This is a genomic window from Candidatus Margulisiibacteriota bacterium, from assembly GCA_031268855.1.
GTDB lineage: Bacteria > Margulisbacteria > Termititenacia > Termititenacales > Termititenacaceae > Termititenax.
The window spans coordinates 1-25,275 of sequence record JAIRWS010000066.1 but is presented as its reverse complement, the minus strand read 5'-3'; the positions used below and the strand labels follow the sequence as shown (position 1 = coordinate 25,275).

The 25,275-nt window shown below is 52.4% G+C and carries 24 protein-coding genes; 16 read left to right on the top strand and 8 right to left on the bottom strand.

Translation table 11 applies throughout. The annotated features are described in order from the left end of the window. On the bottom strand, positions 1 to 687 hold a 687-nt coding region (locus LBJ25_04175; GenBank protein ID MDR1453150.1), incomplete at its 3' end, for a hypothetical protein. Positions 688 to 802: 115 nt separating this feature from the next. Here LBJ25_04175 and LBJ25_04170 point away from each other — a divergent pair. Beyond that, positions 803 to 1,183 (top strand): helix-turn-helix domain-containing protein, encoded by a 381-nt coding sequence (locus tag LBJ25_04170; GenBank protein ID MDR1453149.1) that lies wholly within the window; start codon positions 803 to 805, stop codon positions 1,181 to 1,183. Here the strand turns inward: LBJ25_04170 and LBJ25_04165 are convergent. Together LBJ25_04165 and LBJ25_04160 are read right to left on the bottom strand one after the other, a co-directional pair. Continuing rightward, positions 1,122 to 4,436 (bottom strand): UvrD-helicase domain-containing protein, encoded by a 3,315-nt coding sequence (locus LBJ25_04165; GenBank protein MDR1453148.1) that lies wholly within the window; start codon positions 4,434 to 4,436, stop codon positions 1,122 to 1,124. The two genes, LBJ25_04170 and LBJ25_04165, sit on opposite strands and share 62 nt — an antisense overlap. Position 4,437: 1 nt before the next feature. Beyond that, positions 4,438 to 7,470 carry a PD-(D/E)XK nuclease family protein gene (locus LBJ25_04160; protein ID MDR1453147.1) on the bottom strand — a complete coding sequence of 1,011 codons (3,033 nt, stop codon included), beginning with the start codon at positions 7,468 to 7,470 and terminating at the stop codon, positions 4,438 to 4,440. A gap of 93 nt (positions 7,471 to 7,563) precedes the next feature. On the opposite strand from LBJ25_04160, the gene LBJ25_04155 reads away from it, so the two are divergent. After that, entirely contained in the window at positions 7,564 to 7,839 is a 276-nt protein-coding gene (locus LBJ25_04155) for an HU family DNA-binding protein (protein MDR1453146.1), read from the top strand. A 69-nt stretch (positions 7,840 to 7,908) separates the two neighbouring features. Here the strand turns inward: LBJ25_04155 and dprA are convergent, their stop codons facing one another. The 3 genes from dprA to LBJ25_04140 form a co-directional block, all read right to left on the bottom strand. Beyond that, positions 7,909 to 8,967, bottom strand: coding sequence for a DNA-processing protein DprA (dprA, locus tag LBJ25_04150; GenBank protein MDR1453145.1), 1,059 nt, complete (start codon positions 8,965 to 8,967; stop codon positions 7,909 to 7,911). A gap of 71 nt (positions 8,968 to 9,038) precedes the next feature. Next, on the bottom strand, positions 9,039 to 9,275 hold the full coding sequence (locus tag LBJ25_04145) for a hypothetical protein (protein ID MDR1453144.1): 237 nt from the start codon (positions 9,273 to 9,275) through the stop codon (positions 9,039 to 9,041). A 21-nt stretch (positions 9,276 to 9,296) separates the two neighbouring features. Beyond that, complete coding sequence (locus tag LBJ25_04140) at positions 9,297 to 9,803, bottom strand: hypothetical protein (GenBank protein MDR1453143.1); 507 nt, start codon at positions 9,801 to 9,803, stop codon at positions 9,297 to 9,299. Between the two features lie 69 nt (positions 9,804 to 9,872). On the opposite strand from LBJ25_04140, the gene LBJ25_04135 reads away from it, so the two are divergent. The 14 genes from LBJ25_04135 (at position 9,873) to LBJ25_04070 (ending at position 24,246) form a co-directional block, all read left to right on the top strand. After that, the gene (locus LBJ25_04135; protein MDR1453142.1) at positions 9,873 to 10,604 is read left to right on the top strand and encodes a dihydroorotate dehydrogenase electron transfer subunit; all 732 of its coding nucleotides are present in this window, start codon (positions 9,873 to 9,875) and stop codon (positions 10,602 to 10,604) included. Further along, entirely contained in the window at positions 10,598 to 11,512 is a 915-nt protein-coding gene (locus LBJ25_04130; GenBank protein ID MDR1453141.1) for a dihydroorotate dehydrogenase, read from the top strand. Before LBJ25_04135 ends, LBJ25_04130 begins: the two co-directional genes overlap by 7 nt. Positions 11,513 to 11,617: 105 nt before the next feature. Then, positions 11,618 to 12,769, top strand: a complete 1,152-nt coding sequence (locus LBJ25_04125; protein ID MDR1453140.1) for an ATP-binding protein — start codon at positions 11,618 to 11,620, stop codon at positions 12,767 to 12,769. Between the two features lie 105 nt (positions 12,770 to 12,874). Next, entirely contained in the window at positions 12,875 to 16,540 is a 3,666-nt protein-coding gene (locus tag LBJ25_04120) for a hypothetical protein (GenBank protein MDR1453139.1), read from the top strand. A 2-nt stretch (positions 16,541 to 16,542) separates the two neighbouring features. Further along, positions 16,543 to 17,067: an FMN-binding protein gene (locus tag LBJ25_04115; protein MDR1453138.1), complete on the top strand. Its 525-nt coding sequence runs from the start codon at positions 16,543 to 16,545 to the stop codon at positions 17,065 to 17,067. A gap of 2 nt (positions 17,068 to 17,069) precedes the next feature. After that, positions 17,070 to 18,026, top strand: a complete 957-nt coding sequence (locus LBJ25_04110; protein ID MDR1453137.1) for an FAD:protein FMN transferase — start codon at positions 17,070 to 17,072, stop codon at positions 18,024 to 18,026. Between the two features lie 12 nt (positions 18,027 to 18,038). Next, complete coding sequence (gene fabZ, locus LBJ25_04105) at positions 18,039 to 18,470, top strand: 3-hydroxyacyl-ACP dehydratase FabZ (protein ID MDR1453136.1); 432 nt, start codon at positions 18,039 to 18,041, stop codon at positions 18,468 to 18,470. Between the two features lie 8 nt (positions 18,471 to 18,478). Next, the gene (lpxA, locus tag LBJ25_04100) at positions 18,479 to 19,387 is read left to right on the top strand and encodes an acyl-ACP--UDP-N-acetylglucosamine O-acyltransferase (protein MDR1453135.1); all 909 of its coding nucleotides are present in this window, start codon (positions 18,479 to 18,481) and stop codon (positions 19,385 to 19,387) included. Further along, positions 19,388 to 20,107, top strand: coding sequence for a site-2 protease family protein (locus LBJ25_04095; GenBank protein MDR1453134.1), 720 nt, complete (start codon positions 19,388 to 19,390; stop codon positions 20,105 to 20,107). A 91-nt stretch (positions 20,108 to 20,198) separates the two neighbouring features. Further along, entirely contained in the window at positions 20,199 to 21,794 is a 1,596-nt protein-coding gene (uvrC, locus tag LBJ25_04090) for an excinuclease ABC subunit UvrC (protein MDR1453133.1), read from the top strand. 103 nt (positions 21,795 to 21,897) lie between these two features. After that, positions 21,898 to 22,668 carry a hypothetical protein gene (locus tag LBJ25_04085; GenBank protein MDR1453132.1) on the top strand — a complete coding sequence of 257 codons (771 nt, stop codon included), beginning with the start codon at positions 21,898 to 21,900 and terminating at the stop codon, positions 22,666 to 22,668. 142 nt (positions 22,669 to 22,810) lie between these two features. Further along, positions 22,811 to 23,053, top strand: a complete 243-nt coding sequence (locus LBJ25_04080) for a ChpI protein (protein ID MDR1453131.1) — start codon at positions 22,811 to 22,813, stop codon at positions 23,051 to 23,053. Then, on the top strand, positions 23,040 to 23,384 hold the full coding sequence (locus LBJ25_04075) for a type II toxin-antitoxin system PemK/MazF family toxin (GenBank protein MDR1453130.1): 345 nt from the start codon (positions 23,040 to 23,042) through the stop codon (positions 23,382 to 23,384). The genes LBJ25_04080 and LBJ25_04075 overlap by 14 nt, the downstream gene beginning before the upstream one ends. A gap of 46 nt (positions 23,385 to 23,430) precedes the next feature. Then, the gene (locus tag LBJ25_04070) at positions 23,431 to 24,246 is read left to right on the top strand and encodes a transketolase (protein ID MDR1453129.1); all 816 of its coding nucleotides are present in this window, start codon (positions 23,431 to 23,433) and stop codon (positions 24,244 to 24,246) included. 6 nt (positions 24,247 to 24,252) lie between these two features. Here LBJ25_04070 and LBJ25_04065 read toward each other — a convergent pair whose 3' ends face one another. Both LBJ25_04065 and LBJ25_04060 read right to left on the bottom strand, forming a co-directional pair. Further along, the gene (locus tag LBJ25_04065; GenBank protein ID MDR1453128.1) at positions 24,253 to 24,756 is read right to left on the bottom strand and encodes a nitroreductase family protein; all 504 of its coding nucleotides are present in this window, start codon (positions 24,754 to 24,756) and stop codon (positions 24,253 to 24,255) included. Positions 24,757 to 25,074: 318 nt separating this feature from the next. Beyond that, on the bottom strand, positions 25,075 to 25,275 hold a 201-nt coding region (locus LBJ25_04060; protein ID MDR1453127.1), incomplete at its 5' end, for a hypothetical protein.

Sequence of the window (25,275 nt, the reverse complement as noted above, 5' to 3'; positions counted from 1 at the left end):
GATCGTATGCGAGTGTGAGCCGCCGTTTTCGCCGGTAGACATATTTATATGAACATCGTGAGAATGTGTCCCGCCATTTTCAGGAGTAGAACATGAAAAAGTATGCGTATGCGCGCCGGCATCTCTGGTAGAAGAATCGTCGTGAAAACCGGCGTCCGTGTCCGCTGCGCCATTACCTTCAGAGCCAGAATGATCATTATTGTTCGCGCCGGTGACTGGAAAATTATGACTGTGCGAACCAGCGGAAGACGACGTCCCGGAAACACTATGCATGTGTCCGCCGCCACCGCTGGCAGTAGTTGCTGTTCCGGCGACTGTATGTGTGTGTCCACCGCTTGTAGCTATCGAGAGGCCGCTCGCAGATAATCCGCTTAAAGATAGTCCCGTTGCTTCATGGTTGTGCGCGGGGAGATTGGCTGTTTGCAAGGACACGCTCTGACTATTCGCGCCGCCGGACGCGCCGGAAGCTAAACTGCCGCGCAGGAATTTATCCACCAAATTTGGCACGGCTATTTCGTTGACGCTTGTGCCATCGCACAGTGTCCAGATTACTTTGTTATCCTCCGTTCTGGCGCTGGTCAATCTGCTGTACTGGCTGCCGCTAAATTGCAAAATAGTTCCTATCGGAAAAAATGTCAGATTGAGAATATCGTCCGCATACATTTTCTGGCCTGCCGCTATGGTCATAAAAATACCCCCTTGTTTAATTTATTGGTCAATCAGCACATTAGTGTTTTGGTACTGTTAAGAATTTTAGCAGGTATTTAGACTTTGTCAATCAGCCTAAAAAAGGATGTGTCTAATGTACCAAGAAATTACCAACACTGAGCTGAAAGAGCTGTTGAGCAAAAAGCTGGCTCTGCTCAGGCAGAACAGCGGACAGACTGTGGAAGCCACCGCTTTTGATCTGGGTATGGATTACAGCGAATATTACCGCCTGCTGCGCGGCGAACGTCTGCCGCATTTGCGCACTCTGCTGCGCATCAATAAAAAATACGGCCTCAATATGGACTGGTGGTTCAGCAAGCTGGAAGGGAAACCACAGGTCAAGCTGAATAAAAGAACCACGGAATTTGAGCTGTTAAATAATTACAACAAGCTCAATGTGCCTACCCGCAAAGTTATCTTTGCGATGTTGAAAAGTCTGGCCAGGGACGGCCAGCGCCGCGCGCCGAGGCATTGATTTTCTGCATCTCCCGCAGACAATCCGCCAACACGTTTTCGTTTAATTCCACTGGCGCGGGATTTCGGTCAGTGTATAAATAAAAAAGAAAACCCTTGATTTTTTGTCCGGGCAGCAGCCGCTGGAGGATCGCGGCGTAAACGGACAGCTGGCTTCTGTACCGGCTTTCGTTTTCCGGTGTATGCGTCCGGCTAGTCTTGAAATCATATATTTCCCAGCCGTCCCTCGTTTTGATGAGCAGGTCGGCGACGCCGTTGAAATGCACGCCCTCAAATAAACAATCGAGACTGACTTCGTGAAAATGCTCGGTTGGGGGCAGCAAGTCCGGCAGCGCGGATCTGGCGTAATTTTCCAGACAGCGCTGCAAATAGATTTTTTCCGCAGCGTTAAGATTGTTCGGCAGCTCTGCCTGCGCGGCCGTGCCCGCGGCGATAATTTTGTGTGCGGCCGTGCCGATTTTCTGCAGGTCTAAAGAATTATTCTCCGCCGCCGGATATTCATCCGCGGCAAAACCGTGAAAATAATCCAGAATAAATTTTTGGCTGTCGGCTAAAAGATAGGCGGCCAGAGTCGCCGGTAAAACGTTTAATTTGTAACGCGGTTCGGCAGCCGGCGCGGACTCCGTGACCTGAAGCTCTGGTGGTTTGATAATAGCCCGCGCCGATTTGGACAAAGGCTGCGATTCAATGGACTCAATGACCGCCGCGCCGTGTTTGAGCTGCGGCTGCTGGAGGCAAAAATATCTCAGCCAGAGACCGATGTTGCGGGTTTGCAGACACTCTTCCGTCAGCTCGCTGTCTTTTTGCGGCTGGCAGGCGGAAGTCAAAAACAATTTTTCTTTAGCGCGGGTGATCGCCACATAAAACAAACGGCGGCTTTCTTCCAGCTCTAGCTGTTCTTGTTTTTTTCTGGCGTGCGCGTAAGCCAGAGAGATATTGTCGGCTTCCGGCGTGTCTTGATCGGCGGCCTTGCTCAAAGCCAGCGGTATGCCAAGCTCTTCCTGGGTCTGGCTGTCTCGATACAGGTCTTTGTGGAAAATTATTTTGGCCAAGCGCAGTGTATCGCGGTGCCGGTACAGGTCTGCCACAAAAACATTTTCAAACTCCAAACCTTTGGCTTTGTGAATGGTCATTATCCGCACGCTGCTGTTGTCCGATAGATCGGCTTCTTCTTCGCGCTGTTCTTTCTCCTGCAGTTTCTGAATATAATTGCTGAAGTATTGCAGGCTCCTGGCGTCAAAACTTTTGGAAATATCCAGCAGCTTATTTAGATTGGCTAATTTTCTCTCCGCATTTTCGCGGCAGGACAGCGCGTTATTGATAAAAAAAGTTTTTTCCAGCGTCAATTGCAGGATCTTGGAAACAGGCAGTTTGCCGATCAGACCGCGCAATTCCCGATAGCTCGTTAAAAATTTTTTTAATTTTTCTGCGTCGATATTAGCTAAGATCTTTTGGTCAAAATGATTCAGTAGATCGTACAGCGGCTGTTTTTTATTTTTGCCGCGTGTCAAAAGCAAGAGCGCCTGATCGCTGAGATTGACCATTTCCGAACGCAGCACGGCGGCCAGCCGAAAATCATCAGCCGGATTATTCAGCGCGCTCAAGAAATTCAGAGTATCAACGATCTCGCCCTGACTGTAATAGCTGCCGCCGCTTTCCAAAACGTATTTTAAGCCGGCGGCATCGAGCGCGGCGGTAAAAGTGTCGATATGCGAAAAATAGGGTAGCAGCAGCGCGCATCTGTTTTGATCCGAAAAAGGCCGGTTTTTTTGCAGCGTCTGAATTTTACGCGCGATATAAACAGCTTCAATTTGCCGTGCCTTTTCCGCGGCGCTGTATTCAGTATTCTTTTGGCCGTCTTGATTTTCCGGCACAGGCGCAAAAGCAATTTCTACGTGCCCGGACAGCTGCTGCAGCTCGGCGGTATTGCCAAAGATCAGCGGCTCGTAGGCTGGCGCGCCGCGGTCGGCGGCAAAGAGCGGAGCGCACAGCGCGTTGGCAAAATTAATAATTTCTCTGGCGCTGCGAAAATTTTCCCGCAAGTCCAGATTTTGCCCCGCGCCCTGAGCGTAACGTTCGCGGTATTTTTGGAACAGGCGTCTGTCGGCATAGCGAAAAAGATAAATGGATTGTTTCCAGTCGCCGACCACGCAGAGCTTGCGCGGGCCGGTCAGAAGCGTGATCAATTTATCCTGCACTTCGTTGGTGTCCTGAAATTCATCAACCAGCGCCGCGGCAAAAAATCCCTGATAATGTTTGGCCAGCTCTGGATTGTTTTCCAGCAGCCGCAGCGCGCGTTCCTGCAAGTCGTCAAAGTCAAGCTGGTTTTTCTGGCTTTTGCGCTGGTTATAAGCGGTTTGAATATCCGCCAGCAGCCCGCTCAGGCAAACGGTTAGTTCCGCAAAATCAGCCTCTTTGTCTTCGGCAAAATAGATAAGATCGTAATTGCTGTCGCACAGCCGGCGTATTGCTTTGAGCGCAGCCTTGTCGGCGGAGACAGTCTTGCCGCCGCTGCGCAGGTCGATAATTTTTCCGATGGCGCGCAGATTTTCCAGAGAATATTCTTTGGTTCCTAGTTGAGCGGCGGCGGCGCGCATTTCCATAAATTTTTCCGTGCTCGGCTGGCCGGACAGCGCGCGGCAGAAATTTTGGATTTCCGCATAAACTTGCCGCAGCTGTTTTGCGTTGATCTCTAAAATTTTAGCCTGAATTTGCGGCGCGGTTTTGGCGCGGAGTTTCTCTGTCGGCAGCCCGTAAGCGCGCAGCGCGGAGAGGATTTTTACACAGCACTCGACCAAATCCTGACGGGAATAGGCTTCCAGCAATTTGTCGGTTGTCGCGCTGCCCGCCGCCAATTGCTCTTCCAGACAGGCTTCGATCGTTTCTTCCAGCAAAAGCTCAGCGGGGATTTCGGACAGTGTTTCAAAGTTTGGCGGCAGTCCGGCCTGAAAACAATTTTCACGCAGGATCCGTCCGCCCAGACTGTGAAACGTGCCAAGGTAAGCGCTTTCGATCTCCCAGTAAGGCAGGTCTTTTTCCTGCGCCCGCGCGATGAGCCTGGTTTTAAGCTCCTGCGCCGCCTTGTCGGTAAAAGTCACGGCCAGAATTCTGCCGGCGGGAATCCCCGCAGAGAGCAGCGCGGTGATGCGCTCGATCAGCGTGAACGTTTTGCCCGAGCCGGCGCTGGCATTGATGCTGATATTGTCGCCGCGCAGGTCGATAATTTCTTTTTGTTTTTTAGTTAGCTCAATCATTTCACGCTCCCAAACGGATCTTGGTTTGTTTTTTGCGGCAGATCTCTTCCGCCGGACATTTCCGGCAGAATGTTTTGTCGTGATTTTGATAAAAATTTCCGCTTTGCAAGGCGGCGAAATATTCGCGGATCAATTCCTGAGTTTTCTCCAGCAGGCTGTTTATCTCCGCGGCGGAAATTCCCTGAGGAGAAACACCGCTGTCTTTGCGATAAAGGCCTTTGCGCTCGTTGGTTTTGAGTCGCGCATACTCCGCGCCGGCCGGCCGCAGGCCGGTCACGCTCTGATACAGGAGAACATAAAGCCAGGCCTGCGGCAGGATTTTTTGGTTGAAGTTTTTGACGGAGAGCGGCGGTAGCGCGCCGGTTTTGTAATCCAGGATTAGGAAAAAATTTTCGCCGATCCTGTCAATCCGGTCAATGACTCCAGAAATAAAGTTTCCGTCGATTTGATAACGCCGGTCTGCTCCAGTTGCCGGATTCTGCCTGAATTCATATTCGCAATGCAAAGTCTCCGCCTGCCGCGCTTTTTGTATTTGTTCATCCAGCGCAACGAAATTTTTTAAAACAGCTTCGGTTTTTTGATATTCCAGTTCAGCCTGCCGCCGCGGCATCTGCGGAAATTGCTCCTGAAATTTTGGCAGCGGATAAAGCCGGCGGTAAATTTCAGCCAGCGGCGGCCGCGGCTGGGGGTGACTGTAATATTCGGCCAGCGCCGCATGCTGGATCGCGCCCAGGATCACCGGATAATCTGCGGCGTAATGGCTCGGCGGCTGATAGACCTGTAAATTTAAAACCTGCTCGCAAAAATAACGAAACGCGCAGCGTGAAAAAGTTTCCAATTCCTTAGCGCTGAATTTCTTTAATTTCTGTAATTCTTTAGCGGCGTTTTGCGCGGCCTGCCGTAGATTTTTAGGGTCGTCTTTGCGGCGCACGACTTCCGTCAAAAAACGCAGATCGCTTTCTCTTTGCTGTTCAGGAATGTCCGCCAGGCTTAGATCGGCGCGCGCTTTTTGCCATTTTTCCCAGTAAGCGCGGTAAATGTACAGCCGCTCATATTCGCTGCGGCAGAGCGGCTCGGCTTCACCCAGCAGCTGCGAATACGTATAATAGGCGCGCGGTATTTTTTGGCCAAATTTTTGCGCGGTGAAATTTTGCAGCTCAGCCAAGAAATGCGCTGGTTTAAGCGCGCCGCCGCTGGCTTCGCGGTCGGCATAAGACAAATAAAGTTTTTCCTGCGCGCGCGTGATCGTCTGGTAAAAAAACAAATTCTCATTCAAGATTTTGTCGCTGGTTAATTTTAACCCGGTGTTTCCCAGCTCGGCTTTTTCGTAATCCTTGAGCAGCACAGACTCGGCGGCTCTGGCCGGAAAACTGCTGCTGGTTAGGTCAGCTAGGAAGATTATTTTGTATTCTTTTTGTCTGGCGCTTGGCGCGTCATAGACCTGCACCTGATCGCCGTTGCGTTTGCGCGCGGCCGTTAATTCCTGCAGGGAGTGCAGCAGCTTGCTCCAGAGTTCATCGGCTGGCAGACCCGGCGGCTGAATTTCCTGCAGTTCAGCGAGTATTTCCAGCAGCCTGCTGTAGGCGCGGTTGACGTGTATGACGCTGGTTTCCAGTTCGGGAATTTCCAGGTCTGCTTTGAGCGTGCTCCGGCAGCTGTTAAATTTATAAAATTCTTCAAGGACTGCTTGAATTTGGCTGAAATCCTGCGCGGCCTGCAGTTTAACCGACAGGCTAAAAACTTTTTGCAGATAATTAGCCAGCCGCTGGTCGCAGACCGCGAGAATTTCTTTAACTGTCGGTTGAAAAGGCAGGGCGGTTTCCAGCGCGGTTATGGCTTCCGGGTCGAGCGGTTGCTGAGCGTATTTGGCATAAGCGGATTTGAGCAACGCCAATAAAGTTTCCCGGTCTACGCTCTCAGCAGAGTTTTCAGCCGGTCTTCCGGCCAGCACGTCACGCAGAGACAGCAGCCATTCGATAAACTGATTGCGCAAATTGATGCCTTCGTGAATTTCCACGGGAATGCCGTAGCGCTGAAAAACCTCGTTGATTAGAAATTGATAATTGCCGATGCGCCGAAAGATCAGGGCGATGTCCGACCAATTGAGCGGCGCAGGCCGCGCCGCTTTTTTTTGCCTTAAGATTGCGCGGGCAATCGCCTCGATTTCCTGCAGGCGGTTGCCGGCGGCGAGTATCTTGAGACTGCCGCAGTCCGGCAGATTTTCACTGCTTTTGGCGGGCGGCAGTTTTTCGCCCCAGTGCAACGCCAGCGCCTGCAGGATTTTGTCCTGACTGCGGCAGGGTTTTTCCAGCGTAATAGTTTGAAACCCCAGCGCTTTAAATTTGGCCGCGGTTTTTTGGGCCGGGATAAATAATTTATTGTCCGGCGTGCCGAGCGGCAGCGTGAAGACGCACCGGCATCCGTCCGCGCTGAGCCGGCGGATGCTCTCAAATTGCAGCGGCGTAAATTCTGTAAAGCCGTCGCAGAAAATAACAGCGCCGCGGGCCGGCGGCTGGAAATTCTGGACAGAGTCTTCTTTGTCAAACAATTTTTGCGTGGTCAGTTCCGCTTGATACGCGGCGCAGATTTTCTCTAATTCGGCGTATTTATCCTGGCTGGGCAGCCGGGCCAGCGTCTGGAGCGGCACGCGGTAGGTTTTCAGCTCGCTGAGCAGATCGGATAACGCCGCTAAAAAATCCGGATTGGCCAGCAGAGCGTTATTTGGCTCCGGATTAAAATATTGGCGCAGATCCAAACCGGCGCAGACTTTTTGCAACAGAGTTTGTTTCTGCAGCCCGGAAATATAGCCGTCTCGATAAATAAAACTGTCGAGAGTTTGAATGTTGGCGGCAGCCAGACATTTATTGGGCAGCTCGGCCAAAACCAGCTCTTTGATCCTCTCCGCGTGTTCGGCTGTCGGCACGAGAAAATGAACAGCGCGGCGCAGCGGGTTTTCTTTTTTCAAGGCGATGTATTCGGCAATGAGTTTAGTCGTTTTGCCGCAACCAGCCGGGCCGCAAATAAGTGTGTTCATAAAAAGAATCTTAACATTTTTAGTTGACTTCTCAAAAAACGTTTGCCTATAATGCTCTAACAGTTTTAAACAGCGGGGGAGGTGAATTTCAAAATGAATAAACAAGAGTTAATCGACGTGATCGCTAAAGCGGTCGATCTGCCGAAAACTAAAGCCAAAGAAGCGCTCGACGCTCTGCTGGACGCGATCAAGAAATCGGTCAAGGCCGGCAAAGCCGTGCAGCTGATTGGTTTCGGCACCTGGAAAAGAGCCGCGCGCAAGGCCCGCACCGGACGCAATCCGCAGACCGGCAAGGAGATCAAAATTGCCGCGCGCAAAATTGTGCGTTTCGTTGTCGGCAAAGAGTTCAAAGACTTGGTCAACAAGTAGTTTGCTCTTTTCTAGCCCCGTCCCCTGTGAACGGGGCTTTTGTTTTAGCAAATTAAACAGATTAAACAGTTAGATCCGCAAAATTTGTTTCCCGGGCAAAATACTAATCATGCCTTTTATCTCCATTTGCAGCAAAGTCTTGCTCAAAAAAGCCAGATCAAAATCTTCCAGTAGCGCGTCCAGAGCGGTCGTGCCGTCAGCTGGCAGGCGCTCGTAGATCTTGGCTTCGTCGGTGGTCAGGGCATAGGCGGGTTTGGCAAAAACCAGCGGCAGTTGTGCGCCGCAAATCTCCCGCCGCAGTATTTCCAGATCGTAGATCGGTTTAGCGCCCTGCGCGATCAGCCAGTTTGTCCCGGCGGCCAGAGGATTGCCGAGCTGTCCGGGCAGCGCGTAAACTTCGCGGTTTTGCTCCAGCGCGATCTTGCCGGAGATGAGCGCGCCGCTGGTGAGCCGGCCTTCGATGACTATGGTGGCGCGGCTCAAGCCGGTGATTATCCTATTGCGCCGCGGAAAACTCCATTTATTGTAAGGCGTGTCAGGCGGATATTCGGAGATTACGGCATGCTCCGCGCTGAGCCGTTCGTAGAGTTTGTAATTGCCAGCGGGAAAACATTTATCCACTGGCGTGCCGAGCACTGCGATCGTCGGCGCTCCAGTTTCCAGCGCCGCCTGATGCGCCGCCGTGTCTATGCCCAGAGCCAGACCGCTGACTATTGTTTGGCCGGGCAGCGCGCGGACGATCCCGGCTGTGCTTTGGAGTCCGTAATGATCGGGCTGTCTGGTGCCTACCACGGCGATGCCGGAAATATCCGCGAGAGGCAGGCTGCCTTTTTTGTAAAGCACAAGCGGCGGATCGAAAATTTCTTTGAGCAACGCCGGATATTCCGCTTGAAAATAATCCAGGACAGAAATATTTTGGCGGCGCAAACGCTCTTGATATTTGTTTAAATCCAGCGTGTCCCGCAGCCGCAGAATTTCCGCAGAACGATCGGCCTTAATGCCAAACTCCTGCAGATCCCGCGCCGTAAATCCTGACCAGACTTTTTCCAGCGGATATTTTTGCAACAAAGCCTGCAGGCGCAGGAGAGAGAAATCGTGGCAAAATGAAAAACCGAGCAGCGGAGACATAATTGTTCCTTTCGTACTGCTCGGATTTATTCTAGCGGAAAATCTCCCCGTCTGGCAAGCGCGGCGGCGAATTATTTCTGGAAAATCTTTTTAAACCACATGAGTAATTCTTTGCGTTTGGCTACAGCTTCCACGCCGCCGATAATGAGTCCGGCGTTCCAGGTGATCTGGCCAAAGAGGAACGCGCCGACCGCGCAAATTGCCCGGCCTTTTTCGGGCAAAGGCAGCAGCGGCGAGACGGCTATGGCCGGCCAGGCCAGCACAGAGATCAGCATTAAGAACACCGCGAGTTTTAACCGCCAGCTCATAGCGGGATTATAGCCTGATTTTTAATTCTTTGTTTGACTGGCGGCACTGGAAAGTTTTAACAAGTGGTTGACCCAGGCGTGGATAGTTTTTGTGTTTTGAATAAGTTTTTCCTGCAACCGGCCGGAAAATTCTTTCGCCAGTGATTTAGCGGTGTTTTCTTCCTTGTCAGCGAGGGAAAATTTCCACAAAAAGGTTTCGATTTGCTGTGAGCTTTCTCTGGCCAACAGGTAAACAGCATGGTTGTTTTTGGTTATTTCCGGCGCGGCTCTGGAAAAAAACGATTTGTTCCTGGTAACAAGCCGAAGATAACCGGAGATTTTTTCTACAATGTCGTGTAAATTCCAGAGCGGCCGAAAAACCGAATTGCCCCTAGAAATATTTGAGGAAACAATGCCGGTTTTCCACAGCAGTTCAGCGGCGCAGTATTCCAGCTCTTTGGCCAGCTGCGAGTCTAGTATACAGGACGCCTCCGGAAAATCCAGCTCCAATTCCAGATCCAGAGGCGTGGCTATCTGTTTGGTTTGCATCGTAACACCCTGTAATTATATCGTAAGCAGCGCCGCGCTGTTGCAGGAATTTTGTTATATAATAAAATAATGAAAAAACTCCTTCAGGCCGCGGTCGTTTCTGTCGAACTGCTCAAGCCCGCTTATTTGCTGCTGACTGTGGACACTGGTGAAAATCTTGAGGTGTCTGCCGGACAATTTGCTATGCTGTCCGCGCCAAATGTATTTTTGCGCCGGCCGTTTTCAGTGCACGACGCCGAGGGCGCAAAATTATCCTTTTTAATAAAGATTGCCGGCGCCGGTACGCGCGGTTTGGCGGAGTTAAAAACCGGCGCCAAAATTTCGCTCATTTATCCTTTGGGACAGGGCTTTGCTCTGTCCGCTAAAAAAGCCGTGCTGGTCGGCGGCGGCTGCGGTATTGCGCCCTTGCTGCTGCTGGCCAAACAATTAAAAAATAAACCGACGGTGATCTTGGGCGGACGAACCAAAAACGATATAGTCCGCGCGGCTGAATTTGCGCGCTATGCGGAAGTGAAAATTACCACCGAAGACGGCAGTCTGGGCGTCAGGGGTTTGGTGACCGCGGAATTGCAAGAGCTGTCTGCGGGTCACGCGGTCTATGCCTGCGGCCCGGAGCCGATGTTAAAGGCTCTGCATAAACTGGCGGCGGAAAAAAATTTTGAATTGCAGGTCTCGCTAGAGTCCGTGATGGCCTGCGGCGTCGGCGCTTGTCTGGGTTGTGTGACCGCCATTAAAAAAAGCGGCAATGTCTGCGTCTGCACGGAGGGGCCGGTTTTCCGCGCGAAGGATTTGCCATGGTAGATTTGCGCGTGAATATCGCCGGCCTAAAACTCAAAAACCCGGTGCTGACCGCCTCGGGGACTTACGGCCACGGCGGAGAATTTGCGGACTTCCTCGACCTTGCCAAACTCGGCGGTATCGTGGTCAAAGGCACGACGCTGGAGCCGCGGCAGGGCAACCCCGCGCCGCGTCTGGCGGAGACTCCGTCCGGCCTGCTCAATTCCGTCGGTCTGCAAAACAACGGCGTGGATCATCTCATCGCGGAGCATTTGCCGCGCCTGGCCGGACTGGACACCGCGGTTATTGTCAATGTCAGCGGCTCGACGCCGGAAGATTACGCGGCGGTCATTCAAAAGCTGCGCGGCCAAAAAGCGATCGCGGCCATAGAATTAAATATCTCCTGCCCCAATGTAAAATCCGGCGGCATGGCTTTCGGTATTGATCCTGCGGCGGCGGCCGGACTGGTGCGCGCGGTCAAGCGTTTTTGCGATAAACCGCTGATCGTCAAGCTCTCGCCCAACGTTACGGACATAGCGTCTATCGCGCGGGCGGTAGAGGAGGCCGGAGCTGACGCGGTGTCGCTGATCAATACTTTGCTGGGTCTGGCGATCGATGTGGAAACGCAAAAGCCGAAACTTTCCACGATCACCGGTGGTCTGTCCGGCCCCGCGGTCAAACCTGTTGCTCTGCGCATGGTTTGGCAGGTCGCGCGCGCGGTCAAAATTCCCGTTATTGGTATGGGCGGTATCAGCTCCTGGGCAGACGCGGCGGAGTTTCTGCTGGCCGGCGCGTCGGCGGTGCAGGTTGGCACGGCCAATTTCAGCGATCCGCTGACGCCGCTGAAAATAATCGACGGTCTGACGCGGTATCTGCAAAGAAAAGGCTTAAAAAAAGTCACCGAAATTATCGGCGGTCTGCGCGGCGTTTGACCGGACTACTCCGCGGCTTGTTTTAGCTGAAATAGGCTGTTATAATATCCATGCAAATCTAAAATCATATTTTAGATTTGCATGGATGATTTTTAGGAGCAGTTTATGTATATTCGGCGGATCATTGAACAAGACATCTTGCGGGCAATTAAGCGTTTTCCAGTAACGGCGGTGACCGGGCCGCGGCAATGCGGCAAGTCCACGCTGGTCAAGCGTGTCGTAAAAAAAATTCCTAAAAGCGTTTATCTGGATCTGGAGCGGCCCTCCGATTTGCGCAAGCTGGAGAACGCCGAGTGGTTCTTGTCCGCCCAAAAAGGCAAGCTGGTCTGTATTGATGAAGTGCAACGCCAGCCGGAGTTATTCCCGTTGATCCGCGCTTTAGTGGATGACTGGGGTGGGACGGGACGGTTTTTGATCCTGGGTTCGGCCTCACGCGACCTGCTGCGGCAAAGCTCAGAATCTCTGGCCGGACGCATTGTTTATAAAAGACTGACGCCTTTTCTCTGGACAGAGCTGTCCAAAACTTACAGCCTGAATCGTTATTTTGCGGCGGGCGCTTTTCCGCGCAGTTTATTGGCTGCCGACCGCAAAACCTCTTATGAGTGGCGAGAAAATTTCATCGCGGCTTTTCTGGAAAGAGATTTGCGGCAATGGGCTGGTTTTGCTCCGGCGGCTATGCGGCGGCTCTGGCAGATGCTGGCCCACGTTAATGGGCAGACTGTTAATTATTCCACATTGTCCTCTTCGCTGGGATTGTCCGCTGTTTCGATAAAAAATTATATTGATCTATTGGCCAGCACATATATGGTGGAAGCGGTGCCGCCTTATGTTTCTAATCTGGGCAAACGCTTGGTCAAGGCGCCCAAAATATATGTCGCTGATTCCGGTCTGACGGCGGCCTTGCTGGGACTGCGTTCTTTTGCGGAGCTGTCGGGACATCCGGCTTTTGGCGCGGTCTGGGAACAGATCGTCCTCTCCAATATCCGGGGCTGGCGTCCCGACGCGGAGATTTTTCATTACCGGACGACCAATGGCGCGGAAATGGATTTTGTGGTCAGACTGGGCGGCAAAGTTTTGGCTCTGGAATGCAAAGCTTCCTATTCGCCGTCTTTAACCAAAGGCAATTATCTGGCTATTGAAGACATCGCGCCCCAGCATACTTTTGTGGTGATCCCGGCCGCTAAAGGCTGGCCGCTAAAACGGGGTATCGATATGGTTTCTCTGGAACAGCTTTTTAAACAATTGGCGAAAATCTGAATAGTCGGAGCTTAACCGCCGCTTCCCGCCGCTAATGAACAAGTTGCGAAACAGATGAGACAAATTTAACAGCGCATTTCCCGATGGCTATGTTAAAATTTCCTTATGCGGTATTTTAAGCTGATTTTTGGCCTTTTGTTGTTTGGTAGTCTGGTTTTGGCCGCGGACACGGTGCGCCAGACTGATCTTCGCATTGCCAATGCGGATATTTTCGGCAAAGCCGTGCCGCATTCTTTCCGGCAGGGACGCCAGATCCATCTGGTTTATACGGACAGACAGGCTGTTCATTATCTGCGTTCGGCTGACGCTGGTCTGAGCTGGGACAAACCGCAGATCATCGTCGACGCGGCGGCGGACGCGCAGATCGTCGGCAACGCGGCTGGCCGGCTCTATATTTTTTACGCGCGCGGCGGCGGGATTTATATGGTGGATTCTGTGAATGGCGGCGGGTCATGGTCTGCCCCGTATAAAGTTTCCGACGCGCACAACAGAAGCCAAAACCCCTGCGCGGTGGTTTCCGGCCTGGGTGATATATATTTGGTCTGGGAAAACAACGGCGTGATCTTGCAGCGCCGGTACGATCTGGATGCCGGAATCTGGCAGGATATTACCGAGCTTTCCGGCGGTGACAGCGAGACGCCTTTGATCGTCAATTACCGCAACCGCGCTCTGTATGCGGTCTGGCTGGAAAAAGGCGAAGTGGTTTGCCGGATTTTCGATCTGGCGCGGGAAACCTGGGATGCTCTTGAGCAGATCAGCGCCGCAGCCAATCAAAAACCTGGCACAGTGCCTGCCAATTGCCGCGAGCTGGCCGTCGCTGTCGATTCTCAAAATAATCTGCATGTGGTCTGGAGCAACGGCGGTCAGTTGCTGCACCGCGTGCGCGGCGCCGGCCTTTGGTCAAACGCGATCAGCCGTTTGTCCACAAATTATATTTCCGGCTCAGGCAGTCCGTCGGTGGCTTTTGACGCGTCTGGCCAGGTGTTTATTGTTTATATCGCGGGCAATACCGCGACGCTTTGCTGTTACAACGCCCGCGCCGGTTCCTGGGAAAAGAACTTTGTCTTCACACTGGACAGTCCCAAATATTTTTCCTGCCTGAGCCTTGGCGGCAATAGCAGCTACAACGAGCAATTGCCCGGCTATTTGCGCGGATTTGATATTTTTTGGGTCGAACGCGAGCCGCAAAAATCTTTTGGCACACTGGCTTTCAATAGTCGCGGCGAAAGCCTTGAGCCAGACCGAAAAATTATTCCCGCTGTTGAACAACGCGGTACGGGCAACGGTCTGGTGGAACTAACCCTGACCGGCATAGACACTGACTCGCTGTATCTTTATTCGCCAGAGCCGTCGATCCTGTATTACAGCGGTCTGCTGGAAATGGAAAAGGATTTTATTATTCGCGGCGCGGTCAAAGACAGCAGCAGCGTGCGTTTGATCACTTTTTCACCGGCTTTTGACAGCCGGCCAGCGCCGATCAGGAATACAGCGGACGGCGTCTGGTCAGCGCGTTACACCATAAGAGCCACTGACGCGCCGGAGGATATTATTATCACGGCTTACGATCAGGCCGGCAATGTTACCACGCGCGCGGTTTCTGTCCGCAAAGACACCACGCCGCCTGACCCGCCGACCTGGGTATGTGTTTGGCCGAACCGCGTGAGCGAAAACATACCCGCGGGCGAGCCGAAAAAAGGCCGCAGCCAGCAGGTGTTTGTTACCTGGACGGACGCCGCGGATCAAGAGTCCGGCGTGGGTTATTACGCCATGGGCAACCACTCGCGCTGGTGGCAAAATGTGCAGCATCAAAGCGGCGATGCGGAAACCGCTGACGAAGGTGAAAATAATTTTTATGTTTTTGCGGTAGACAATGTCGGCAATGTTTCTCTGCCGGCCACCGACCGTATTTTTATCGACAGTATTCCGCCTTCCGCGCCGGTGTTGTCTCTGCCGGTCACTTCCGCCAATTATTTTTACGGCACTGTCGATAAAGATGTGGAAACTATTTTAATCAATGGCCTGCCGGATGACGCGCTGCAAATCGTCACGCCCGGATTTTGGCAGTACCGGCATGGCTTGAGCGGCGGCCGGCGCCAGACCGTGCGTTTGCAGGCGATTGACGCCTGGCAAAATCGCAGTCCGGTCGTAGAGCTGCTGCTGGAGGTAGACCGCGAGCCGCCGCAAATCCTGGCGGTGTCGCACAATGCCGCGGGCCGGCCGCTGCGCGTGCGGGATAAACTGATCGTAACTCTGCGCGGCGAGCCGAACGGCCGGGCGTTTTTCAGCATTTCCGGCCTCACGCAAAATATCCCGCTGTGGGACGCCGGACAGGACGGCGACGCGCGCGCCAGAGACGGTGTATATACAGGCGTATATACAGTGGACTCTGATCAATACAGCGGTCAGTACACTGTGACAGTGTCCCTCTGCGACGCCGCGGGAAATCTGACCGAGCAAAAGATCACCGTGCCTTTGACACTCGATTCCTGGCGCGAGCAGCTGGTCGATGATTTTGAAAACCGCGGCGACCATTATCCGTGGAAAAATCATGCCCGCGCGCGCAATATCCACGCGCGCGACAAAGATTTTGCGGATCTGCAAATCCCGTCCGGACAGGGCGCTCTGCAGGTGGATTACGATCTGGCTGGCCAGCAGGCCTGGGCTGGCGTAGCTTCCCGGGAATTTTCTCCGCGCAATTATTACGGTGCGCGGCCGGTCTTGCGGTTTTGGCTCAAAGGTTCCGGTTCGCCGCAGGCACGTCTGGCGGTCTATCTGCTGAGCAGCAATGACGGCCGTCTGGGGCAGAATATTTACAACGCCGAGCCGTTGTATTCCGCGCCGCTTCAGGATACAGAGTGGAAACTTTATTCAGTGGCTGTGGCCGGAGATCTTGAGCCGCTGGCGCAGACCGTAAAATACGCGGTGTTTGTTTACAGTCCCGACCAGCGGGACAAAGGTATTTTTTATCTGGATGATCTGCGCGTAACATTTCAAAAACCAGCGGCGGCGCCAGAACCGCCGCACAACGATCTGCTTTATGCGCGGCCCGCGCCGGACGAGATCGAAGACGCTCCAGAGCAGAAAGTCAGCGGCGCGAACACAGCTGCCGACAGCGGCGCGGACGCAACCGCCGACAGCGGCGCGGCGCTCATGGCGCCGTATCTCGATCTGGAGCTGACGCCGCCGGTTTTGACCCGCGGCAGCGCGCAGACTATAAAGATCAGCGTGCCGCCGGAATTAGCCGTGGCGCGCGCTTATGCGGTCTGGGGGCGGCTCAACGGCGCGCTGCAGACCACCAAGCTGCGGCCGTCAGGCAGCGGTATTTTCCGCGGCGAGTACAAAACTCCGGCTGATCTGCAGACCGGTGAGCGGCAGGGACTGGTGTTTTTGCAGAGCCAGAGCGGACAGATCTATAAAAAGCCGTTTTATTTCCGCGTGCTGGCGCCGAACAATAAGCCAGCGCAGGATCTGCTGACCGTGCAGTTTTTCCCGCATCCGCTGGCGCCAGCTAAAGATATTCGCGTCAAAGCCCTGCTGCCGGCGTCTATCAAAAGCAAGCAGGTTATGTTATTCTTGGCTGCAGAACAAAGTAAAATTATTTCAGCGCTGCTGACCCGCGGCGGCACAGCGCCGGGTGGCTGGGAGATTTGGGAAGGTGTGTTATCTCTGCCGGCAGACACAGCGGCCGGTGAGTATTTCGCCAATATTATCTGCAAAACCGAAAAGGGCGAGTTCATTAAGAAAAAAATAAAATACTCTGTATACAAATAATTATGAGCAGACTTATTAAACTTATTTTAAAGTACGGATTGATTTTAGCGGTTTTTTGCGGAATCTCCGGCTGGCTTTTGTCGCTGGTATATGAGTATACCGCGCCGCTCAAAGCCCTCAATCAAGAAAAAGCCAAATTTGCCGGCCAGCAAAAACTTTTTCCAGAGCTGGCCAAAGTTGTCGAGGGCGAAGTTTACGACGCCTCCGGTGTCCTGCTCGGGTATATTTTGCCGGTACGGACGCGCGGCTATAGTTCCGACATCGAGCTGCTGGTTGGCGTGGACCCGGCTTATCAGATCAGCGGTCTGCAGGTTTTGGCTCAAGCCGAGACGCCCGGGCTGGGCACGCGCATTACGGAAAAGAGTTTTGCGAACAGCCTGCGGGGACGCGCGACGGACAATCTGCGGCACAAAAAAGACGGCGGCGCCCACGACGGTATTACCGGTGCGACGATCACTTCCCGCGCGGTGTTTGACGGCATCCGGCGGGAGATCGAAAGTTTTAAGAAAAGCAAAGGAGTAAACTAATCTTGAAAAAATATTTACTGGCGCTGGGATTGGGCTTGTTGTTTTTAACCGGCTGCGACAGCCAGAGAGAATTAAAACGCTCCGGTTTTTATCTGGACAATGTTTTTGAGGCGCAGATCAGGATCAGCGATAAAAAAGAAAATATCAAACCGGCGCAGACCGCGTTGAACGCGGCTTTTGACAAATTGGTCGAGCTGGACACCAACCTCAATAAATTAAGCCCTTTGAGCGAAATTTCCGCGCTCAACGCCAACGCCGCGTGGCGCAGTCTGGAAATCAGCAGAAGCACTTACGATTTGATCGAAAAAGCGCTAAATGCTTCGGCTTTTACCAACGGTTATTTTGACATTACCTGGTCGCCGCTCATCAAGATTTTTGCTTTGACCACGCCCACCGCCGAACGCTTGGCCAGAGCCAGGGCGAGCCTCGGTTATAAAAATATCGCGCTAGACCGCTCGCTGACCCGCGTGCGCTACCTGAACAATGCGGAAATTGATTTTGACCATATCAAACGCGGTTTTGCGGTAGATCTGCTCAGCGGTTATTTAAAAAAACACGCGCTGGCCGGCCAGATCAAAGCTGGCAGCGTGGCTTATTATTTCGGCGCCAAAAAATTGTCTTTGAAATTGACCGAAAAAGAAAATCTTAATTTGAAATTGAACGACGCGGCCGTGGTTATTTTGAACACGCAGGATTCTTATTATGTGAATTCCGCGGCCTGGCGCAAATACCTGCCGGTGGCCTCGCCCGTTGAACCGATCCAGCAGATCGTGGTGATCGCGCCCAATGCCGTAACCGCCGAGATTTTGGCCGAGGCTTTTTATTTTATGGGCGTGGAGAAATCGCTACAAAAGATCGCCGAGCTTAAAAAACAGGCTTCACGCCAAAACCTCTATGAAGTATACTTCGTGCGGGATAACGGCGCGAACGGCCAGGAAGTCGTTTCCAGCGCCGAATAAAAAGGAGAATAAATGCTAGATATTAATCAGATAAAAAAATTGTTGCCGCACCGCTATCCGTTTCTGCTGGTGGATAAAGTTTTGGAGATCACGCCGGATAGCATCACGGCGCTGAAAAATGTGACCGCCAACGAAGAATTTTTTAACGGACATTTTCCCGCGCAGCCGATCATGCCCGGCGTTCTGCTGGTGGAAGCTCTGGCGCAGACCTCCGGCATTTTTGCTTTGAGCCAGCCGGATGTGCCCCAAAATGTCACCACGCTTTTTGCCGGTGTTGACGGTGTGAAATGGAAAAAACCAGTCGTGCCCGGTGACCAGCTTAAACTGGTGGTCAAAATACTCAAGCTGCGCAATCCGCTAATCGTTTGTCAGGGCACGGTCTATGTCAATGACGAGGTGGTCTGCGAAGCGGCTGAAATGAAGATGATGATCTTAAAGCAATAGGAGCTTTTGTGGCGCACAAAATTCATCCAACCGCCTGCGTCGACCCGAGCGTGCAATTGGGTGAGGATGTGGTGATCGGCCCCTATACTATAGTGGAGGCTGGCGCGCGGATCGGCGACCGCACGGAGATCGCCGCTAATGTGACTATCGGCGAAAACACATTCATCGGCTGCGACAATGAGATCTGCCGCGGCGCGATTATCGGCGGCAAGCCGCAGGACATCGGCTACAAAGGCGAAAAATCCAACGTCATTATCGGCAGCGGCAACCGGATCCGCGAGTATGCGACGATACACAAAGCGACCGGCGAAGGCCAGTCCACGGTAATCGGCGACAATAATTTCATTATGTCTTTCGTGCATCTGGCGCACAATGTGCGTCTCGGCAACAATATCGTGCTGGTCAATATGGTGCAGCTGGCCGGCCACGTTGTCGTGGAGGACAATGCCACGCTGGGCGGCATGGTCGCGGTGCCGCAGTTTTTGCGTATTGGCAAACTGGCGATGATCGGCGGTTACTCGCGCCTGTTTCAGGATGTGCCGCCTTTTATGCTGGCCGAGGGCAATCCAGCGGAAGTTTATTCGATCAATAAAGTGGGTTTGCGGCGCAATCCTCAGCTGGTCCCGCCGGAAGTCGTGCCAGTCATTAAAGAAGCTTATAAGATCATGTACCGGCAGGGCAAAAATGTTTCGCAGGCGGCCGAGGCGGTGCGCGCGCGGTGTCTGCTCAACAATGAGCTGCCAGAACAAATAGCGCATCTGCTGGATTTTCTGCAAACGTCCAAAAAAGGCATCAGTCACAGCGCGCAAAAACCGCGCGAACTTTTGCAGCACGAGGACAGCGGCCTGACCGAAACGCTGCCTTTTTTTGAAAAAATGATGCGCGCCGCTTTGAGCCGCAAGATCGGCCGAAAATAAATGCTGCTTGCTCTGCTGGCCGCGCTGCTGCAGCTCTCTTTGATTGTTTTTATCCATGAATTGGGGCACTGGTTTTTTGCCAAAATTTCCGGCGTGCCGGTAATTAGTTTTAATATCGGCTTTGGCGCCAAACTTTGGTCTGTAAAACGTGGTGGGACTGTTTATGCGCTGCGCTGGATACCAATTGGCGGTTATGTGCAGCTGGCGGACGATGCTGCCAAAAATAAATCCTGGCTGGCGCGTTTGGGCGTGGTCGGCGGCGGCGCGCTGTTCAATATCTTATTTGCCTGGTTGATCCTTTATCTTTTGCTGGCCGCGCGGCAGGGAATTTTTCTGACCGGCTTTTATAAAGCTTTTTTGATGATGTGCCAATTCTTAAAAGCAATCCTGCATGATTTTGCCCTGATCTTTGCGCGCGGCGATTTTGCGGCGCTTTCCGGTCCGGTTGGCATTTTGAGTTTTTCCGCCGCGGCGATTGAGCGGGGCTGGGCGGTCTTCTGGCTCTTTGCCGCTTTGTTGAGCCTCAATCTCGGCGTGATCAATCTTCTGCCTTTTCCCGCGCTTGACGGCGGGCGGCTACTTTTTCTATTTTACGAATTGCTTTTCCGCCGCCAGCCCAGCCCCCGCCTGGAACGCGCCGTACATTCTTTGGGCCTGGGGCTTTTGCTGGCTTTGATAATTTTTTTGAGTTTTCAGGATATTGCCAAAATATTTTCCTGAAAAATAAATTTGAGGCGTGGCAAAGACATTCGTTCACCGAAAGGGCTGTCTTTTACCGATAACGGGGTTGGTCTGTGTTAAAATTCATTCAATGAACCAAACGGAGCATTTGGCCAAACTCCTCAAAAATCTCCCCGCTAAACCCGGCGTCTATCTGCATCTCGACGCGCGCGGCAAGATACTCTATGTCGGCAAGGCCAAAGATTTGCGGAAACGCGTTAGCTCGTATTTTCACGGGGAAAAAGACGCCAAGACCGCCGCGCTGGTTGCCAGGATCGCGGAGTTCAGCACGATAGTCACGCCGTCTGAAAGCGAGGCGCTGCTGCTGGAGGACTCCTTAATAAAAAAACACAGACCGCCGTACAACATCGATCTCAAGGACGACAAGCGCTATCCGTATCTCAAATTGACCGCGGAAAAATACGCGCGCCTGATCATCTCGCGTCAGAGATTCAATGACGGCGGCAAATATTTCGGCCCGTATGCCGGCTCGGTGCGTGATGCCCTGCGCGCGGTGCAGGGCATATTCGGCCTGCGCCGCTGCAAAACATTTGGTAAAAAACCCTGCCTGTACGCGCAGATCGGCCAGTGTCTGGCGCCCTGTTCCGGTGGCAAAGAAGAAGCGTATCAAAAAGAAATTTCCGCGTTGACAGATTTTTTGCGCGGGGATTACGCCGCGCTTGACGCGGAGCTGAAAAAACAAATGGCCGCGGCCGCGCAAGATCTGGATTATGAAACCGCCGCGCACTGCCGCGACAAGCTGCGGGCTCTGGAAAAAGTTATGGTCACGCAGTCCGTGGTCGCGCCGGACAATATTTTCCGCGATGTTTGGGGTTTTGCCGCCGGCCAAAATATCTGGGCGGCGGTTTTGCTGCGCATTCAGCACGGACGAATTATTGGCAGTCGGTCTTTCAGCGCCGGCGGCAAGCGCGCGCTGGCTTCGGATTCTTTTGAGCGCCTGCTGCTGAGTTTTTATTCCGGCGAGACTATCCCCGCGGAAATTATTTTGCCGGCGGACTATGCCTGCGGGGTATTCGCGGCCTGGGCGGGCGCGCGGCAGGCCAGGATCTGGCAGCCGCGTAGCGGCTTTCGTTTCGATTTTGTGCAGATGGGTGTTTACAACGCGCGCAAATATTTGCAGGAGCGGATCATGGCGCAGCTCCGCGAAGCTTCGCCGGCGGACGGCCTGAAGCGTTTGCAGGAAATTTTGGCGCTGGAAACCCCGCCGCGCCGCGTCGAGTGTTATGACATTTCGCATATTCAGGGCAGTGAGACGGTGGCTTCACAGGCTGTCTTGCTGGACGGTCTGCCGGCCAAAGGCGAGTACCGCAAATACATTATCAATCAGGACAAGCCGGACGATTTTGCTTCTATGGAAGAAGTTCTGACGCGGCGCTGTATGCGGCTGGACGACAGCAACAGGCCGGATCTGGTGGTCATCGACGGCGGCAAAGGGCAGCTGAGCGTGGCGGCGCGTGTCTGGAAAAATTTTAATTTGAATATACCGCTGTGCGCGCTGGCCAAACGCGAGGAAGAGATTTTTATCCCGCGCCGCAGTGAGCCGCTCGTCCTGCCGCGGCGGGACAGCGGTTTGCGGCTTTTGCAGACTGTCCGCGACGAGGCGCACCGTTTTGCCGTGACCTTTCACCGCTTGCGCCGCAAAAAAAGGACGCTGGCGGAGGCATAAAAACTGAAACTTTCCTGGAATAGTTGCGATATATAAACGAAGATATTTCTGCTGAAAATAGACGATATGCTGAAATGAGTTTTGTAAAAAACAAGGAGAATTTATGTATGGCAAGATTTTAAACTTTAAAGATCGAAAGGCTATGCTCTGGACAGAACAGTATAAAGAACTGGCAGAACAGGCAAAAATTTCTGCTGTATTTAATCGATATAATGTTGATACGGCAAAAATAATGAAGATTGAGCAGCAAAAATGTGGATTCTGTTATTATACCGAAATTTTTTTTGCCGAGCCGATAAAGATTACATTCGCTTCCGGACAGACTTTGTTAATAGATCGTTTTACAAAATTGCTGGGCAGGACCAGCTTTCATCTTGTGCCGCAGACGGTACAGATAGCTTCGGGGGAGACTGTTGAAATAAGTAAAGGATGTGTGGATTTACTTCACGACAGTATTGATTTAGAGATAATAAAGCCTACAGAAATACACGCGCCATTCGCGGGAGATACTTTTACAGCGTCTCATATATGGTTGTATCCAGACTTTAGGTTAGAGAGTGCGGCTTTAGCTGCCGGTATAATAAATATTCATTTGCCAAATGGAAATATACTTTATGTTTGTAGTGAAGGATGCCCCGATGCGATATATTTTTATTCAACGGGTAATTTAAAAGGATTAAATTTGCGTTATCCACAATATCAAGAAATACATTTAGCTGACGGGACAACCAAAAGAGTGCGGATTAGCCATTTTTCTTTAGATGAGGCCGGAACAAAATATTATATTTTTTCCCCTTTATTGCCTATTGATGAAACAATAATAAAAGAGAAATATGGGATCGAAAATATTTATCGTGATGCTTCCAATATTTGAGCCGGAAATGCGCAACTGAAAGAAGAAAACGCCGCGCTGCAGGCTAGAATTAGTGAGTTGGAAACTGGACAGGACGAGCCTTAAATGAGATGCTGAAAAACGTCCGCTTGACAGCCGGTTATACCAAAGTTATACTTTTAATATGAAAACAGCAATATCACTTCCAGACGATTTATACGAAACAGCAGAAAGTGTCGCGCGTTTTATGGACATGCCGCGCAGCCGGTTTTACGCTCTGGCTTTGGCTGAATACATTGATAGTCATTCCTATAATAAACAAAAGATAACCGACCAGTTAAACGAAGTTTATGCCCAAAATAAAAATGTAGAATTACCGGCTGGCTTGGCTGCGCTGCGGAATTTAACTAAACATGATGCGTGGTGAAGTTTGGTGGGTCGATTTCGGCCTGCCCTTTGGCAGCGAACCGGCTTTCAAAAGGCCGGCGGTGATTATGCAAGACGACGCGTTCAATCAAAGCAAAATCAACACAGTTATAATAGTGCCTCTGACGACAAATCTGGCTCTGGCGCGCGCGCCCGGCAATGTTTTTGCACCGAAAGAAAAAACCAAATTGCGCAAAGATTCTGTGGCGGTTGTTTCGCAGATTACGGTGATTGATAAAAAACGGCTGCGGCAAAAGCGTTCCAAACTGGACGGAAAAGTTTTGACGGAGATAGAGGATGGTTTAGCGCTGACGCTTGGTCTGAAGCGGTAATCCTTAAATATACAAAACCGCCTGCTTGCCTTATACTATATATCCTATGGCTAATGACGTTAAAGAGCTGGCCGAGATCGCGCGCAAGATACGCCGTTTGATCATCGAAATGCTAGCCGAAGCCGGTTCGGGACATCCCGGCGGTTCGCTCTCGGCGGCGGATATTATTGCCGCGTTGTATTTTTCCAGGATGCGCCACGATCCTAAAAATCCGCAATGGAAAGAACGCGACCGGTTTATCCTGTCCAAAGGCCACGCGGCCCCGGCGCTTTACGCGGCGCTGATGCTGTCCGGCTATATTGACGAAAACACGAAACTCACGCTGCGTAAAATCGGTTCGCCGCTGCAAGGACACCCCGACATGCGCAAAGTCGCCGGCGTGGAGATTTCCACCGGCTCGCTGGGGCAGGGCATCTCCGTGGCAGTCGGCATGGCTCTGGCCGCTAAAATGGACAAACTGAACAGCCGCATCTATTGCCTGACCGGTGACGGAGAATGTCAGGAAGGCCAGGTTTGGGAAGCGGCTATGGCGGCGGCGCATTACAAACTCGACAATCTGACGGTCATTACCGACCGCAATCGCCTGCAGATCGACGGCGAGACCGAGCGGGTTATGGGACTGGAGCCGCTGGCGGACAAATGGCGCGCGTTTGGTTTCGAGGCGCTGGAGATCGACGGCCACGACCTGCCGCAGATACTGGCCGCGCTGGACAGGGCGGACACGCTCAAAGGCAAGCCGGCGTACATTTTGGCGAACACCGTCAAAGGCAAAGGCGTGTCTTTCATGGAAAACAAAGTTAATTACCACGGCGTCGCGCCGACCAAAGAAGAAGCGGTCAAAGCGCTGGCCGAATTGGCGTAAGTCTAATTAGTATTTTTCCCAGTGCGCGCGCTGTTCGTCGTAACGCGGTTCGGCTTTTCTGCTCTCCGCTGGGTACCCGACGGTAATGGCTGAAAAAACCTCGATATTTTCCGGCAGATTAAATAATTTTTTGGCCGCGGCCGCGCGTTCCTGATGGCCGTTGACACCCAGCCACACCGCGCCTAAGCCCAGATGCACCGCTTCCAGCAGAATATTTTGCGTGGCGGCGGATAGATCCTGTCCAGCCATCTCCGGCAATTGCAGGCGGTCTTTGGCGCACAGGACAAAAATGCCGACCGCCGCGCCGCTCAATAACGGCTTGGCGTAAGGGTGTATCCCGGTAAATTTTTGGAGCAGGTCTTTGTTCTCGATGATCAGAAATTCCCAGGGCTGCTGATTGTAGGCCGACGGCGCCTGCATCGCGGCGGCGAGCAGTTTTTTTATTTGTTCTTGAGATACCTTTTGTTCGGTGAATTTACGTGTGCTGACTCTCTGAAAAATTTCCCGCATAAAAACCTCTCCTTAGAACGGTCATTTCGCCAGCGTATCCGTAGGATACAGGCTCAGTGTCCAATCATGGTAAGTTTAGCATATCTGTAATGTCCAGCTTACGCTGGACATCCCTCTGTCTAATAATAACGTCGCGCTACGCGCTTGTTACTCTCACTTCACTTCGCTCACGCTTGTGAAGTTCGAGTAAGGGGAGATAACTAAAATCCAATTCTCATTAGTTTTCTCCCCTCAATTGAGGGGAGATGTCTTGCGCTTTGCGCAAGACAGAGAGGTGTCTGCGTCAGCAGACATGGCAACGCTGATTGAACGACAAAATCAACCCCCCGCCGCGGTCACTTTGACAATATAGATTAGCGTGTAGTAACTCGGCCTATTGTCGAACGCTGTGCCAGAACCGGAGCTGCTTACGGTACCGGAAATAGCCCCGCCGGTAATAGTATGCGTATGCGAGCCGTTGTCCGTTGCTGAGCCGGAAAGAGTATGAGAGTGTACTCCGCCGTTCTCTATAGTGCCTGT

What these genes read in the sequence shown, in the direction of transcription:
- LBJ25_04170 (MDR1453149.1), top strand. Translation starts at nt 803, where the DNA reads ATGTACCAAGAAATTACCAACACTGAGCTGAAAGAGCTGTTGAGCAAA.
- LBJ25_04165 (MDR1453148.1), bottom strand. Translation starts at nt 4,436, where the DNA reads ATGATTGAGCTAACTAAAAAACAAAAAGAAATTATCGACCTGCGCGGC.
- LBJ25_04160 (MDR1453147.1), bottom strand. Translation starts at nt 7,470, where the DNA reads ATGAACACACTTATTTGCGGCCCGGCTGGTTGCGGCAAAACGACTAAA.
- LBJ25_04155 (MDR1453146.1), top strand. Translation starts at nt 7,564, where the DNA reads ATGAATAAACAAGAGTTAATCGACGTGATCGCTAAAGCGGTCGATCTG.
- dprA (MDR1453145.1), bottom strand. Translation starts at nt 8,967, where the DNA reads ATGTCTCCGCTGCTCGGTTTTTCATTTTGCCACGATTTCTCTCTCCTG.
- LBJ25_04145 (MDR1453144.1), bottom strand. Translation starts at nt 9,275, where the DNA reads ATGAGCTGGCGGTTAAAACTCGCGGTGTTCTTAATGCTGATCTCTGTG.
- LBJ25_04140 (MDR1453143.1), bottom strand. Translation starts at nt 9,803, where the DNA reads ATGCAAACCAAACAGATAGCCACGCCTCTGGATCTGGAATTGGAGCTG.
- LBJ25_04135 (MDR1453142.1), top strand. Translation starts at nt 9,873, where the DNA reads ATGAAAAAACTCCTTCAGGCCGCGGTCGTTTCTGTCGAACTGCTCAAG.
- LBJ25_04130 (MDR1453141.1), top strand. Translation starts at nt 10,598, where the DNA reads ATGGTAGATTTGCGCGTGAATATCGCCGGCCTAAAACTCAAAAACCCG.
- LBJ25_04125 (MDR1453140.1), top strand. Translation starts at nt 11,618, where the DNA reads ATGTATATTCGGCGGATCATTGAACAAGACATCTTGCGGGCAATTAAG.
- LBJ25_04120 (MDR1453139.1), top strand. Translation starts at nt 12,875, where the DNA reads ATGCGGTATTTTAAGCTGATTTTTGGCCTTTTGTTGTTTGGTAGTCTG.
- LBJ25_04115 (MDR1453138.1), top strand. Translation starts at nt 16,543, where the DNA reads ATGAGCAGACTTATTAAACTTATTTTAAAGTACGGATTGATTTTAGCG.
- fabZ (MDR1453136.1), top strand. Translation starts at nt 18,039, where the DNA reads ATGCTAGATATTAATCAGATAAAAAAATTGTTGCCGCACCGCTATCCG.
- LBJ25_04095 (MDR1453134.1), top strand. Translation starts at nt 19,388, where the DNA reads ATGCTGCTTGCTCTGCTGGCCGCGCTGCTGCAGCTCTCTTTGATTGTT.
- uvrC (MDR1453133.1), top strand. Translation starts at nt 20,199, where the DNA reads ATGAACCAAACGGAGCATTTGGCCAAACTCCTCAAAAATCTCCCCGCT.
- LBJ25_04085 (MDR1453132.1), top strand. Translation starts at nt 21,898, where the DNA reads ATGTATGGCAAGATTTTAAACTTTAAAGATCGAAAGGCTATGCTCTGG.
- LBJ25_04080 (MDR1453131.1), top strand. Translation starts at nt 22,811, where the DNA reads ATGAAAACAGCAATATCACTTCCAGACGATTTATACGAAACAGCAGAA.
- LBJ25_04075 (MDR1453130.1), top strand. Translation starts at nt 23,040, where the DNA reads ATGATGCGTGGTGAAGTTTGGTGGGTCGATTTCGGCCTGCCCTTTGGC.
- LBJ25_04070 (MDR1453129.1), top strand. Translation starts at nt 23,431, where the DNA reads ATGGCTAATGACGTTAAAGAGCTGGCCGAGATCGCGCGCAAGATACGC.
- LBJ25_04065 (MDR1453128.1), bottom strand. Translation starts at nt 24,756, where the DNA reads ATGCGGGAAATTTTTCAGAGAGTCAGCACACGTAAATTCACCGAACAA.